Annotated in this window: 13 protein-coding genes; 2 read left to right on the forward strand and 11 right to left on the reverse strand. The window is 53.3% G+C overall.

Features of this window, described 5'->3' with window-relative positions:
- Positions 1-189: 189 nt before the first annotated feature.
- From ACN1C3_RS31955 to ACN1C3_RS31965, 3 genes are all read right to left on the reverse strand, one after another.
- The gene (locus ACN1C3_RS31955) at positions 190-963 is read right to left on the reverse strand and encodes an alpha/beta fold hydrolase (protein ID WP_419119719.1); all 774 of its coding nucleotides are present in this window, start codon (positions 961-963) and stop codon (positions 190-192) included.
- Between the two features lie 99 nt (positions 964-1,062).
- Positions 1,063-1,962 (reverse strand): DMT family transporter, encoded by a 900-nt coding sequence (locus ACN1C3_RS31960; protein WP_419119720.1) that lies wholly within the window; start codon positions 1,960-1,962, stop codon positions 1,063-1,065.
- Positions 1,963-2,027: 65 nt separating this feature from the next.
- Positions 2,028-2,651: a glutathione S-transferase family protein gene (locus tag ACN1C3_RS31965; protein WP_419119721.1), complete on the reverse strand. Its 624-nt coding sequence runs from the start codon at positions 2,649-2,651 to the stop codon at positions 2,028-2,030.
- 83 nt (positions 2,652-2,734) lie between these two features.
- On the opposite strand from ACN1C3_RS31965, the gene ACN1C3_RS31970 reads away from it, so the two are divergent.
- Both ACN1C3_RS31970 and ACN1C3_RS31975 read left to right on the forward strand, forming a co-directional pair.
- A complete protein-coding gene (locus ACN1C3_RS31970; RefSeq protein WP_419119722.1) occupies positions 2,735-3,580 on the forward strand; it encodes an AraC family transcriptional regulator in 846 nt (281 codons plus the stop codon).
- 271 nt (positions 3,581-3,851) lie between these two features.
- Positions 3,852-4,412: a magnesium transporter gene (locus tag ACN1C3_RS31975; protein WP_419119723.1), complete on the forward strand. Its 561-nt coding sequence runs from the start codon at positions 3,852-3,854 to the stop codon at positions 4,410-4,412.
- A 32-nt stretch (positions 4,413-4,444) separates the two neighbouring features.
- On the opposite strand, the gene ACN1C3_RS31980 is transcribed toward ACN1C3_RS31975, so the two are convergent.
- From ACN1C3_RS31980 to ACN1C3_RS32015, 8 genes are all read right to left on the reverse strand, one after another.
- Positions 4,445-4,762, reverse strand: a complete 318-nt coding sequence (locus ACN1C3_RS31980; RefSeq protein ID WP_419119731.1) for a cytochrome C oxidase subunit IV family protein — start codon at positions 4,760-4,762, stop codon at positions 4,445-4,447.
- A gap of 61 nt (positions 4,763-4,823) precedes the next feature.
- Positions 4,824-5,537, reverse strand: coding sequence for a heme-copper oxidase subunit III family protein (locus ACN1C3_RS31985; RefSeq protein WP_419119724.1), 714 nt, complete (start codon positions 5,535-5,537; stop codon positions 4,824-4,826).
- 6 nt (positions 5,538-5,543) lie between these two features.
- Positions 5,544-6,236 carry a cytochrome c oxidase subunit 3 gene (locus tag ACN1C3_RS31990; protein WP_419119725.1) on the reverse strand — a complete coding sequence of 231 codons (693 nt, stop codon included), beginning with the start codon at positions 6,234-6,236 and terminating at the stop codon, positions 5,544-5,546.
- Positions 6,233-8,008, reverse strand: coding sequence for a cytochrome c oxidase subunit I (gene ctaD, locus ACN1C3_RS31995; RefSeq protein ID WP_419119732.1), 1,776 nt, complete (start codon positions 8,006-8,008; stop codon positions 6,233-6,235). Before ctaD ends, ACN1C3_RS31990 begins: the two co-directional genes overlap by 4 nt.
- Before the next feature lie 49 nt (positions 8,009-8,057).
- Positions 8,058-9,512: a c-type cytochrome gene (locus ACN1C3_RS32000; protein ID WP_419119726.1), complete on the reverse strand. Its 1,455-nt coding sequence runs from the start codon at positions 9,510-9,512 to the stop codon at positions 8,058-8,060.
- Positions 9,513-9,850: 338 nt separating this feature from the next.
- Positions 9,851-10,186, reverse strand: coding sequence for a hypothetical protein (locus tag ACN1C3_RS32005; RefSeq protein WP_419119727.1), 336 nt, complete (start codon positions 10,184-10,186; stop codon positions 9,851-9,853).
- 217 nt (positions 10,187-10,403) lie between these two features.
- The gene (locus ACN1C3_RS32010; RefSeq protein ID WP_419119728.1) at positions 10,404-10,733 is read right to left on the reverse strand and encodes a hypothetical protein; all 330 of its coding nucleotides are present in this window, start codon (positions 10,731-10,733) and stop codon (positions 10,404-10,406) included.
- A gap of 637 nt (positions 10,734-11,370) precedes the next feature.
- Positions 11,371-12,240 (reverse strand): AraC family transcriptional regulator, encoded by an 870-nt coding sequence (locus tag ACN1C3_RS32015; RefSeq protein ID WP_419119729.1) that lies wholly within the window; start codon positions 12,238-12,240, stop codon positions 11,371-11,373.
- Positions 12,241-12,842 lie beyond the last annotated feature (602 nt).

Raw genomic sequence — 12,842 nt, forward strand, 5'->3', positions numbered from 1 at the left:
CGGGGCGATTCTGGGGGATGTGTAGGCAATGGCGCAAGGTGGTGTAGTTCCGTGGAGGGCGCCTGGAAAGTCGTTGGATCAAGTCGCTTGGAGCGTTGCAGGGTTTGGCGGTTTTGGTGAGGCGGCTATTTGTGACGCGGAGCGTCACGGGATGCGTTACTTTGCTGCGCGTGGGAACGATCAACCTTGCTATCGAACGCTAGCTATGAAGCGCAGGATTTCGCGCTCGACCTTATCGGGCTGGTCGAGCTGTATCCAGTGTCCCGTATCAGCCACCACGGCATGGGGTAACTCCGGCCGTAGCGCGTAGAGCGCATTTGGATTGTCGTTCGCGCTACTGACCAGGAGAAAAATAGGACCTTTCCATGCATCCAGCGCGGGTTCGGGGTTCCAGTTTGCGAACGCCACCGCAAACCCCAGCCGTGCTGCCGCATCGACCGCCGCACAGTCTTCCAGAACTCTGGACTTTACCTGAACGTTATTACCCGCGATCGTGGCATAGAACCCCTGTTGCACATCAAGGCTCGCCGGCCCGTTAAGCGCCTCCAGCATTCCGGCGCGAACGTCATCAGGAAGTGCCCTTGGATCTGTCGGGGGATCAAGCAGGAACAGTCCTGCTACCCGGTCGACGTGTTTTGCGGCATAGTCCAGCGCTGCTGCACCACTTCCGCTATGTGCCACGATGATGAAGCGATCAAGCTTCAATGCTGCCGCTATATCAATGATGTCCTGTGCACGCCCCGCATATGAATAGTCTCCATTCGCAGCCGGGGAGCTGTCTCCGCTGCCCCGAGAATCAAGGGCATACACTTTCCTGTGTCGTCCGATAGGTTCGAGCATTCCCGCCCACTGGTTTGCTCTACCGGAGTCCGCATGGAGGAAGAGCACCGGCACACCTTCGCCGTGTCCTGCTTCAATCACAGCAAGATTGCCCTGCGTTCCAGCGAATAGTGTTTGCCTCATAGTGTTCTCCCTGTGTTGTCCGTAGCTTCCATGGAGAAAGTAGATAAGCCGAAAAAGACCCTGCAATGCAAGGCCGTTCTTGGTTTTAGTGCCGTCCAGTCAGGCCAGCTCTGTCAGTGGCGCAGCCTTCTGCGGTGGTTTTATCGAGCCAATGTAAACCGCAAGGAGGGTGAGCAGTGCACCGCTGATTTGCAGCGCAGAACTGGCTTTATTCAAGAAGGCGACATCGATGAAGTAGGTGATCACGGGCTCCAGCAGCAGAATCAAACCGGCCAGGCCCAAACTAATGGAGCCAATTGAACGGTTGACCAATAGCCAGCCAACAAACTGCACGAGCACGCCATAGATAATCAACATGAACAGCGTCTGTTGATCCGCAATCACCAGGCTTTCTCCATTTGCGACGCCATAGCCCAGCAAAACCAGTGCCGCCCAAATACTCAGATTAAGCATTTGGGCGATCTTGTCTCCACCACCCTCCGGCAATTGGGTGTTGATCTTCAGGAAGTACACGCAAATGGCATAAGCCAAGCCCGACAGTACTCCATATATAACGCCCTTTATCCCTGCCGTCGTGGTCATCTCAGGTAGCAATAACATATACAGCCCGACAAATGCCAAAGTGATCGATATCACAAAGTAGAAGGAGGGTTTTTCCTTCAGTAGATAAAGTCCCAAGAGGGTCATGAAGAAGACTTGGCAATTGGTCAGAATCGAACCGATGCCCGGGCCGACGATGTAAATACTCTGGTGCCAGAGAATCAAATCAACCGCTAAAAACACGCCCGCCAGTGCGGTGTATAACCTGGCCTTGCTGTTTTTTAACGTTGCCGGGGTCTTGCGAAGTTTCAACAGCAGATAAAACAATACCGAGGCAAACAGCATCCGGTAAAACCCGGCGCCTCCCGCTCCGATATGGGCGAAGGCCACGGCCAATGCAGAAAGGCTGAGCATCAAGCCACCCACCGTCAACTCAAGTACAGCCCTGTTGGTCGACATAGCGACTCCACTGATGGTTAGGCAACACCCTGATTCAGCCGCACAGCAGTAACGCTGCGGGCACGCTAGATTTCTTCGGCGGCCAGCTGCAGCCATTGCTCCACCGGCGCGTAAGCCAGCACCGCATCGACGTAGGCTTGCAGTGGCGCTGGCACGGCAATCCCGTAGCGACGAAAGCGGAAAACGACAGGGACAAACATGGCGTCCACAATCCCGAAATCACCGCAGAGGAACTGTGTGGAACCGCTCACCTTTCTTAAGTCGCTCCAGATGTCGAAGATGCGCTGAATTTCATCTTTCGTTTCAGTCGTTAACACTTCTGGGGTGTCACCGGTGTTCAAGCCAAACGACATCTGCGTACGTACATGAGTAAAGCCAGAATGCATTTCCGCCGCCGCGGCCCGAGCCAACGCTTTGATGCGTTGTTCTTGCGGCCACACGTGTGCTTCAGGGTAGAGGCTGGCAATATATTCAGAGATGGCCAGGCTGTCGTTGATAACAATACCGTCCTGAAGCAATGCGGGTACTTTTCCTGAAGGGGAGTACTTTAGAATGCGTTCGCGAGTATCTTTTTCTTCCAGTTTTATTTGAACGGTTTCAAACGAAACATCAGCCGTCACAAGAACCAGCCACGCCCGAAATGACCAAGAGGACTTACTGAAGTCCCCGATAACTAGTGTTGTCGACATTGTTTTTCCTAGCTTGCATTATGGAATGGGTGCTAAGTTTATCTGGCCATTTTTCGAACGTATTGCACAAAACTGGACAGGTCATGGAAGAACGCCGACGCCGCAAAAGCGCCCCAACAATCAATGAGGATTTCTCTCGGTTCTGGCGGATACCTGAGGGCGATTGCGAACTGCTGTCGGCTCGCTACAGCACCCAGTCATTTGGCAGGCATTCGCATGACCGCTACGCGATCGGCGTCATCAGCAGCGGCGTTGAAAAGCTTTTCTATCGTGGCGCCCATCACTTGGGCGCTACGGGGAGCGTGGTCACTATCAGCCCTGGGGAGATACATGACGGGCTTCCCGGAAGCGACGAAGGCTGGATGTATCGGATGCTCTACATTGACCCGGCATGGCTTAATAACGTGGTCTTTCAGGACGGGGTTTCTTCCGGGCACATTCATCTTTTTCAACAAGCGCTGACTCAAGACGACGTTTTTGCCCAATCGTTCTTGTATCACCATCAGGTCATTGAGACGTCCAACCCAAGCCTTGAGCGCGAGACCATCCTGCTGGAGCTGGTCGCACAGCTCTTTCAGAGGAATGGGGCGAGCATAAAGTCTTCGGATGCCGCTGAGCGTGATGCGGTAAAACGCATCAAGAAGAAGCTGGAGGATGATTTCGATAAAAACATACCGCTCGAAGACCTCGCCAAGCTGGTTGATCTCGATCCTCTGTACATGATCCGGGTGTTCAAAAAGAACGTCGGCATCTCTCCCCACAGCTATCAAATCCAGAAAAGAATCGCCCACGTACAAAACCTTCTACGCAAGGGTGCGAGTATTGCGGAAGCCTCCTTTTGCTGCGGATTTTTTGATCAGAGCCATATGGCAAGAGCCTTCAAGAAGGTCGTCGGGGTGACGCCTGGCAGTTTCCGAAATAGTCGTTAGCATTGGATTTTGCAGAAAGGCGGGGGGCTCCCTCAGCCCTTGGCTTTGTCAAATGATTGGTAAAGGCTGATCCTCTCATCGGGACCCGTCAGGCCCTAATGCTGCTTTTAGATCTTGACGCTGCCTGTCACTCATGCTAGCGAGTGCTATACTGCTTTAGGAATGCATGAACTGTGCAGCGTTCCCCGCGGGTACAGATACCGACTGCAAATCTCGGTTACGGCTGCAGGACAGAGGAGGTCTACAGCAAACGCGAGATGGGAGGTGTAGCATGAATCGACACTATTACATCAGTGACAATCTCGACGATCTTGAAACCGTTGAAAATGAATTGGAAGCCAACGGCATCAATACCGAACAAATTCATGTGCTCAGTGAAAAAGTTGCTGATGTTGAACAACATCACCTCCACGAGGTTAACTCGTTAATGCAACAAGATGCTGTTCACTCTGGCGAGATGGGTGCGGTGGTCGGTGTGCCACTCGCGGCGCTGGTCCTTGGCGGCGCCTATTGGATGGGCTGGACCGAATCCGCCGCAGGCTGGGTGCCTTTTATCTTCCTTGCCATTGTTATAGTGGGCTTCTGCATCTGGGAAGGCGGTTTTTTTGGTATCCAGGTGCCGAATACTCACTTCCGCAGTTTTAAACAGGTGGTAGAAGAGGGCAAACATATCTTCTTCGTGGATGTTGAGCCGGATCAGGAATCGGTATTGGACCGGGTAATCGAACATCATCCGAAGCTGAAGATCGCCGGCACGGGAACGGCAGCCCCCCACTGGACAGTAGCCTGGCTGCACAGATGGCATCAGTTCAAGCGAGTGATATCGGGTTAGCCCCTGGGGGCTTAAGGCCATCCGGAAGTTGCTTATTGGCCGAAGAAAATTACCCGGCTGAGGAAAACATAGTCCGCCTCGGTGGCCATCAGTCCGACGAGCACCAGTAAACACAAAGGTGGCACCAATATGGCGTAGACCATGGCCAACCGTTCCCAGGCCATGTGCATGAAGACGGAGACAATTAAACCTGCCTTCAACAACATGAGCGTGATAATCAGGGACCACCGAAGGTAGCCCTGGAAGTGAAAATAGTCGACAAGATACGACAGCGTGCTGAGGACGAATAACAGCCCCCAAATTTTAAGGTACAAACTAATTGGATGTTGCTGACCCTGAGTATGCGCCATCATCAGTGCTCCTCTTCAGAACCTGTTCATGATTGTCACGATCATGAACAGTCTCTTAGACCTACCATAAATAGAAGAACGCAAAAATAAACACCCACACCAAGTCCACGAAGTGCCAGTAAAGCCCGGCTATCTCGACGATCTGATAGTTGCCGGAGCGCTCATAATCTCCCCGCAATACTTTCAGCGCGACAATGCTGAGGTAGATGACGCCGATTGACACATGCAGTCCGTGGAAACCGGTAATCATGAAAAAGCTGGCACCAAATTGCGCAGCCCCCATGGGGTTTCCCCAGGGACGCACCCCTTCTGCGATGAGCTTGCTCCATTCAAATGCCTGCATGCTGACGAAGGTCGCACCTAAGGCTGCGGTCGCCAGCATCAGGGCAGCGGTTTTCGCGCGATCACGGCGATAGGCGAAATTAACTGCCATGGCCATGGTGCCGCTGCTACTGATCAGCACAAAGGTCATGATAGCGATCAGAATAAGTGGGATTTCTCTACCGCCAATCGTCAATGCGAACACTTCACTGGGGTTCGGCCAAGGGGCGGTGATGGTCATGCGTACCGACATGTAGCCGATTAAAAAACAGGTGAATATAAAAGTATCGCTGAGCAGGAATATCCACATCATTGCCTTGCCCCAGGGCACCTGCTTGAAAGCCTCTCTGTCCGAGGACCAGTCGCTGGCGATGCCCTGCCATCCCAGTGCAGGCGGCGAGCTTGGTGGATTGGATGAACTGGAGTCGCCTGGGACTGGTGGGTGCGATGCCATGGCTTTTCACCTCAGGCCGCAGAATCTGGCGATGGCTTCATAGGTTGCCGGCGTGCTGGTCAGCAGAGCGAATAGCACGAACCAAAGACCCAATAAGTAATGCCAATAGATGGTACAGAGCTCTACGCTGGCGCTGAGTTGCGGCAACGGCACGTGATGCAGGAATTTAGCGACGGTTCTGCTCCAGGCTATCAGCCCGCCCAGCAGGTGGAACCCATGCAGGCCGGTCAACAGGTAGAAGAAACTGTTGGCCGGATTGCTGGCGACAAAGTAGCCCCAGGCGACAAACTGCTGCCAGACCAAGAGTTGTCCCATCAGAAAGGCAATTGCAAATACGCCCCCCAATGCAAAGCCAATGACAGTTGCGCCCAGTCGAGCCTGTCGGGCGGCCATACGCGACCACTGCAGTGCGATGCAACTGAATACCAGAAAAGCCGAATTCAGCCATAGCTGCCGTAGACTGGCTAACGGCGCCAAGGGCTCTGTCAGGGGCCGCCAGTCGGCCATTTGTGAGCGCTCGATAAAGGCGATCAGGAAGAGAAAGAATAACGAGCTCACCACGGCCAGAAACAAGCGCAGGCCTATTCTTGCGGTTTGGCTTCTATCGGCATCCTCGGCGGCCCGAATACCCTCAGGGTCGCGATTCCAACTGCCGCCGGGGTCAGCGCCGTCGGCGTTTCTCAATAGCAGTCTGCTCATGTTTTAACGTCCGCTATCTTGGTTCCGGCACTGAGTTGCCGCATCTGCTCCAGCTCCTCGGCGGAGACCGTTTGCGGAACGAAATCCTGTTCTATCCCCGGCACGCTGTAGTCGTAGGCCCAGCGATGTACGACCGGCAGCTTCGCTCCCCAGTTACCGTGTATCGGCGGGGTGTTCGGCGTTTGCCATTCCAGGCTGGCCGCGCCCCAGGGATTACTGCCTGCGGGCTTGCCTTTAAATACGCTCCAGGCCAGGTTGAACAGGAACAGCAGTTGGGAAACGCCGACGATCAATGCGACCACCGTAATGAAGGCATTCAAATCATGCGCCGACTGCGGGATGAACGCGTAGTTTTCATAGTTGTAGTAGCGACGTGGCATGCCCTGGAAGCCCAGGTAGTGCATGGGAAAGAAGATGGCGTAGGTGCCCAGAAAGGTAATCCAGAAATGCAGCTTGCCCAGGGTGTCGTTCGTCATGCGCCCGGTGACTTTCGGGAACCAATGATAAATGCCGCCGAACACCACCAGTACCGGTGCGACACCCATGACCATATGAAAATGGGCTACGACGAAATAGGTGTCCGAGAGCGGAATGTCCACGATCACATTGCCGAGAAACAACCCGGTCAGACCGCCGACCAGGAAGGTGACGATAAAGGCCAGGGCAAACAGCATCGGCACGGTCAGATGGATGTCGCCCTGCCACAGGGTCAGCACCCAGTTGTAGACTTTCAGTGCGGTCGGCACCGCGATGATCAAGGTGGTGACAGCGAAGAAAAAGCCAAAGGAGGGGTTCATTCCGCTGACATACATATGGTGCGCCCAGACCACAAAGCTGAGTACGCCAATCGCAATAATGGCCCACACCATCATTCGGTAGCCGAAGATATTTTTACGCGCATGCGTGCTGATCAAGTCGGAGACCAGACCAAACGCGGGGAGAGCAACGATGTAGACTTCCGGGTGGCCGAAGAACCAGAACAGATGCTGGAATAATATTGGGCTGCCACCTTGGTGATCGAGTTGCTGCCCCAGCGAGATGATCGCCGGCATAAAGAAGCTGGTGCCCAACAGTTTGTCAAACAGCATCATGACCGCACTGACAAGCAACGCAGGGAAGGCCAGCAAGGCCATAATCGAGGCCATGAAGATTCCCCATACGGAGAGCGGCATGCGAAACAATGTCATGCCGTGCGTGCGCGCCTGCAACACCGTGGTGACGTAGTTCAACCCGCCCATGGTGGTTGCGACAATAAAAATCGCCAGTGAGACGAGCATCAGTACGATGCCCCACTCGGTCCCCGGTGTCCCCTTAGTAATGGACTGTGGCGGATAGAGCGTCCAGCCCGCACCGGTGGGGCCGCCAGGGACAAAGAAGCTGGCGAGCAACACCAGTACCGCTAGCAGGTAGGTCCAGTAACTCAGCATGTTGACATAGGGGAAGACCATGTCGCGGGCGCCCACCATCAATGGGATCAGATAGTTGCCGAAGCCACCCAGAAACAAGGCCGTCAGCAAATAAACGACCATGATCATGCCGTGCATGGTCATCGCCTGATAGTAAGTACTGGCGTCCATGAACGCCAAACTACCGGGAAAGCCTATCTGGATGCGCATCAAGTCGGACAGCACCACGGCTATAAGACCCACGAATAAAGCCGTCAAGGAATATTGAATGGCTATTACCTTGTGGTCCTGACTCCAGATATATTTGGTCAGGAAGCTTTTGGGTTCGTGCAGTGCTTCTGTTTCGGCTTGCTCCGCATAGGCCATCACGTCATCCTCCAGCTGAAGTTTCGGTGTATTTCTGGCTGCTTTACGGCTACTTTCCTGGCTCCACCTTGCTCGCATCAGCGTCGGCATTCGCTTTGGATTTGATAAAAGCGATCAGTGCGTTCAACTCCTTATCGCTCGGAGCAAAGGTCGGCATGACGGCTGCATAGCCCTTGACGATTTTGGCACTGGGATTAAGAACCGACTCTTTTATATAGCCCTCATCGACCTTTATCCTCGTATCGTCGGCAAGGGTTTCTGTCTTGCCATACAGGCCCTGCCAGCTGGGGCCTACGCCCTTACTGCCATCGACACTGTGGCAGGCCAGACAGCCGAGCGACTCGGCCAGCCGCTGTCCCTGCGCCACCAAGTCGTCACCTGGGCCCGACGCTTCGTCTTGCCCCGCAGCACCCAGTGATTTAATCAGGGCGACGAGAGCACCCAGTTCATCTTCATTGAGAGTATAGGTCACCATGACTGGCGGGTAGCCCTGTACCAGTCGGGCCTTCGGATCGAGGATCGACTCTTTCAGGTAGGCCTCATCGACCAGCACACTGGTGCCATCGGCAAGCTGTTCAGTGCGGCCGTACAGACCCTTCCATCCCGGGCCGAGACTGGCGCTGCCATCCTGGCTATGGCAGGCACTGCAGCCGAGTTTTTCGACCAGCAGGCGGCCTTTTTCCAGCACGCTGTCCCGACTGGGCTTGGCAGCTGTCTTTAATGTCTGCGCAAAGGTCGGTTGGCTGCTCAGCCATTGATCGAAGGCGCCCTGTTCTTCCACGATCATATGGCCGCGCATGTTGTAATGACCTACGCCACAATATTCAGCGCAAAGGATTTCATATTTCCCGGTTTTAGTCGGCGTAAACCAAAAGTACGACACCATCCCTGGCACCATATCCATCTTGCTGCGCATTTGCGGTACATAGAAATCGTGCAGTACATCTTTAGAGCGCAGTAAAACTTTTACCGGCTGATTGAGCGGAAGGCGAACCTCATTGTTTATTATAAGTACATCGTCCTGCCCAGCAGGGTCCTTGGGATCAAGGCCGAAGGGATTGGCGGAATCAACAAACTTAATATCCGATCTGCCCAGCTTCCCGTCGTGGCCGGGAAAACGAAAGGCCCACTGCCACTGCTGGGCGACCACTTCAAGTTCATAAGCATTTTTCGGCACCCGGACGAAATCACTGTAAACAACCAGGCCTGGCGCCAACATCACGGCAATACCTACCGAGGTAACAATAATTAACCATAGTTCCAACTTTTTATTTTCTGGCTGGTAGGCCGCCTTGGCACCTTCCTTGTGACGAAAACGCATCACGGCTACCGCCATAAATACCGTGATGGCGATGAAAAATATTCCGCTAATGATCAGGGTGATGAACAGGGTGGTGTCTATTGACCCCCAGTTGGAAGCTGCCGGTGTCGCATGCCAGGGCGCTAGTATGTTGAACAACACTGATGCAACAACGATTAGAATCAAGATAATTGCTATTGCCATTTTCTCTTCATCCTATTCCTGTTGCTCATGGGTTCAAATTAATATTAATCTGACACCCAAGCAGGGTAGACAAGTACCAGCCATCCTGGCGGCAAAGTCAGCAAGAAGTATAGTGCATGGACGGAGCAAGCGCTTTTTCTGAAAGAAATCTGATGCCCGGATATTCCAATATCCAACATTAAGTTAATCGTTTAAATCTATTCGCTACATATGGCTGTAGATATTCAGTATCACGTCTCCTGGGACTAAGTGGGGCGTAGCGACTTGTTTCCGATCGGTCAAAATGACCGCACTACCCCCGCAGCGAAAAGCCGATGCCTGGAATCACGTTGTAGCTTCTAAAGCAGCTGATCAATCAAAACCGCGTTGGAATAGATCAAGCTACCATCGCTGGCTCGATGCCCGACCAAATGGAACTGACCGCGCTCGTTGTGTATATAGACGCGCATTTGGCAGTCGGACAAGGGGGCGTATCCCTCTGGCATGATCAACTCCAGTGTGCTCATGTCGACATCGACCATGGCTTCACGCTCATGGGTCTTCTGTAGGCGTTCTTCAGCTTCCTCTAGACGCAGATGGAGGGGGCCATCGACGTAAAAATGGATCTCCCCCATCGGGGTGGACTTTTGGTCGCCGCTGATTTTGCACCAGCCTTCGATCGTCAGGGTGCTCATGACGAAACCTCCATTGTGGACCGCTGGACTCTGTAGCTCTTGTCTCTACTCAATGCCATCACTGATCTGACCACTACGCATGGGCAGGGTTCTTCTTTTGCAGAATAGTGGGGGAAAGGGAAGCGCGGGAGAAAAGGGGGCAAGAAAAGGGGGCAGATTTATTTTCCGTCCAGTCTTGGCGGCCAGAATCGGTGCGTGTACGGGCCCCCCCCATTATTCACTGAATGTCTTTCAAGTAACCCTTGAGCGCAATGAGCGGGGCATCAAGCTGCTCCATCGTCTGCGCAGCGCCCAAATCTGCTGCCAACCGATGCAACTCGCGGCCCAAGGCTGTATCAACACCGCCTACAGCTTCCAGCGCCAGACCCAGACATTCATCCACTTTGATATGGATAGCCTCGACATCACCTCTGCGCACCAGCAAGCCAAATACGTCCTTCTGATAGTCGCTCATTATCAGATCGTCGCGCAAAATCGGACTTTGACCTTCCGTCTCGTAAGCCAGCTTGAGGCAGAAAAGGGCAACTGTTTCCAGCGGCAATTCCATAGTGTGAATCCTTGTGATGTCTTACCGGCCTGGTCTTCGCAGATAAGTCAGCTCCTGCGGTCAGGGGCCAGAAGTAGGTTGCGTGCCATAACCACTTCCCTGCGCCCATAAAAAAGGCCTTGCAATGCAAGGCCTTTCTTAATTTTGGTGCCCGAGGGGGACTCGAAACTAACATTAATTACTTGATTGGTATAGATTAAATTGGATGTACATCTTTTTGTGTACATGAATTTATACTTGGCATGTATTTTGATGCGAGCAAGTGGGTGGGGAAAATTTATGATTCCGCCTTTTGAGTTTCCGACGAGATGCATGTTGTGTGAGTCATTGTTGTTAACAAAGCAATCAGGTTGGCTGAGTCTGGCCCGCCGCTATAGGCAACTGTCGACCGAGGCTGTGTAAAAACTGTTTAGAGCAGGTTTGACAGTCAGAACCAGAACGAAAATCGCGTTCCTACGCAAATTTCAGGTCCGCTGATTCACCAATCATTGGCAGATCTTACGTAGCGACGCAGACTTCAAAACAGTGTCTGTGTTTTTACACAGTCCGGGCCAATAGCTGCCCCTTGGCGAGAGGCAGCTTACAACGATGAAATCAACGACGATCGTTCCAAACCAGAAGCAACATGTCTGCTCCGCTATTGCAACGGCACATAAATATCGGTCTGCCATTGATCCTGCGGTGTCTCGGGATAAACGCTTAGATAATCGAAGAACAGGGGCTGGTCTCGAAGTTCCTCGCCGCTGGTGGGAAGCCAGTCGCGATAGATCGGATAGATCGTTTCGCCGATGTGATCCGTCGAGCCCACGTGACGCACTACAACGCAACGCCCTCCAGGGATAACGCGCTCGGTTACGCCGAACTCATTCGCTGCTACCGCCTCGTGAATCTCGCCGCAGATTGCAAACCGGAACGCTTCGGGTGGGGTCGTATCGGGGTTGCCGAAAGGAATGCCAAAGCTGCGACTTGATTTCACTGGCGACTGTCCGCTCTGCATGCGCCATTCGGAAAACTTGCGCACACTCTCATTAATGAGCCCGGGAGCGCCACAATGCTCGAGTGCTGCAACTCTGACTTCGTGAAACTCTACGATTCGCACCTGCATGATGATGCTCCTGGAAAAATGAGGGATGGTGAACACCGAACCCCAGACCTGCCAATTCGGTTGCTTCCTGAATGCACTCGGCGTCATACCGAACGCCCGCCTGAATGCCCTGGAAAATGCCTCGGGGCTTTCGAAACCCGCACCGAACGCGGCTTCCAGCACCGAGTAATCCGCGAGGGAGGACAGGCAATGCGCTGCGCGTCGCAGCCGCATCAACTGTACATAACGTGAAACGGGCACGCCCACGAAGGCGGTGAATTGTCGATGGAAGTGAAACGCCGAAAAGTTCGCCACCTGGCTCAACGTCTTCACGGACAAGTCACCTTCGAGATTGGCGTCGATGTAGGCGAGTACTGCATTGAAGCGCTTTGTGTAGGCGGCGTTGCTCGGCAAGTCAGGCACTGGATGGAGGCTCCGGGGAATACGGTAGGCAATAGAGTCAACTATACCGGCGTGCCCGCGCCTAGCCGTGCTTGCTGAGGTCGCGATTGGGTTGCCTGTTCGGCATGAGCCGACTTAGAGACGCCGTCTTGAAGGCTATCGGGCACTACATCTGAGACCCGGATTGTAAAACCTGTGCGACCGACAGCTTTGGATCGACTGCTGCCCTGATGTCTTGTACAGACCTTGGAAGTTTTCATAGTGGCAACCCAGGCGCTTTGGTAAGGAAAAAGAATTTCTAGGTGGGGGTTGACCACGAATTTTAATGCTGTACTATTCGCCTCCCGCTAACGAGCAGCTTGATGCTGATTTTGGCTTAAGTAATTGATTTTATTAATAAAATCAGAAGCTTTTAAGGGTGCTATTTGAGGGGATGTGCTGTAGAATGCGCGCCTCGGTTGAGACGAAAGATCTTAACCAACCGCTCTTTAACAATTGAATCAAGCAATTCGTGTGGGTGCTTGTGGAGTCAGACTGATAGTCAACAAGATTATCAGCATCACAAGTTACTCCGCGAGAAATCAAAGATGTAACCAACGATTGCTGAGCCAAGTTTAGGGTTT

This window comes from Pseudomonas sp. H11T01 (assembly GCF_048515765.1).
Classification (GTDB): domain Bacteria; phylum Pseudomonadota; class Gammaproteobacteria; order Pseudomonadales; family Pseudomonadaceae; genus Aquipseudomonas.